Source organism: Halomonas sp. G15, assembly GCF_021282295.1.
GTDB lineage: Bacteria > Pseudomonadota > Gammaproteobacteria > Pseudomonadales > Halomonadaceae > Halomonas > Halomonas alimentaria.
Genome location: NZ_JAJSPA010000089.1, coordinates 1 through 1,324 on the forward strand (window position 1 = coordinate 1; position 1,324 = coordinate 1,324).

The 1,324-nt window shown below is 44.6% G+C and carries 2 protein-coding genes; both read right to left on the bottom strand.

Annotated features, from left to right (window positions below; genetic code table 11):
- A partial coding sequence (locus LWH48_RS18080; protein WP_232913671.1) for a hypothetical protein occupies positions 1 to 224 on the bottom strand: 224 nt, incomplete at its 3' end.
- A gap of 93 nt (positions 225 to 317) precedes the next feature.
- Positions 318 to 1,324: GNVR domain-containing protein (locus LWH48_RS18085; protein WP_232913672.1), on the bottom strand; the 1,007-nt coding region annotated here is incomplete at its 5' end.

A 1,324-nucleotide genomic window follows, 5' to 3' on the forward strand; every position in this document is an offset into this window, starting at 1 on the left:
TCAGGCGGGTATCGCAATAATCGACACTCGTCACCGCGTAGCTCATTGAGCGTGTCCGAGGGCAAGACATGATAGAGGCGTGTTCCGGTTTCCTTCCAGAACTGATTGGCTTGCTTCAGGTCGCCGCCGAAGGCCGATTGTATTAGCTCATGATCTACGAAAGATTTTACAGGTGCAGAAAGAAAAAGCCCATCCACGAAGGATGGGCAACTGATGAATCGCATTGCGAGTCTCCTTTACCGGATAGGCAAAGGAATAATATATGCTTCACCTACGAAACATTACATCACTAAGATCTCGCAAAAATAGGTTCTTCCTCAAACCTTAGCTTCACGATAGCCTTTCACACTATGCAACATTCTAACAACAAACACTAAGAACAATCCGACCATGCCGCCCAGCACAAGTGACAGCGCCAATATCAGAGCCTTTCTTGGAGAGTCCGGCTGGCTTGGCTGATACGCCCAGTGAATGACTTCCGCAACTCTAATATCATCCACATTTACAATATTTGCCCGCATCATGATATTCTCTTGCACCATTTTATTATACTCTTCCACAAAAGGAGAGTTTTCTTTCCTCTGCTCAAGTGCCTCAATCTGCCTATTGTTTCTCACCTCTTCAATTTGCTTCTCGATACGAATTATCTCAGCATTCTTTACATCATTTTCGAGGTTGCTCTCGACGACTTCCCTCTCTGAACTGAGGGCGTCTGTCCCCATGAAATAGAGAGGAAGACCGCTTTGCGAATTTATTCCAGTATATATAATATCTCGTTCAGAAGACTGCCCACCCAAGTCGATAGGGGTTGTAGGCTTTTCTATCCCCATCATGCTTGCAATACGTTCGGCTTCCTCGAGATCACGAATCCGCTTCTCTCGAAAAGACTTAATAGCTTTCTTTTCAGCATTTAGGCTATCAACAAGCTCCTTAATCTTTATCTCATCCGCTTCTCGCATACGAGTTATTCTAGCATCTACATCAGCTTCGTATGCATCAATCTGAGCATCCATCCTTTTTTCATTTCTTGCTATAGAGTTATCAAGCGCCTGCTCAGCCCTACCTACCAGAGCTTCCTTATAATCAGAAACAGACCATGAATAATAGTCATTAACAAGCTCTGGACCTTGCATTCCCTCGCTGTAGCTCAGCGAAATCAACCTATCGACACTAGCAGGATCTTCTTCACCCTCTCCCTCTTGTGAAGAAGAAACAGAGAAATTGGCAAAAAACAGCCTTCTCACCTTCTCCACTGCATCTTCTTCACCTGCACCTACATCGAAATAATCGAATAGCTCAACCCTAGTTTCTTCTGACTCTTCCA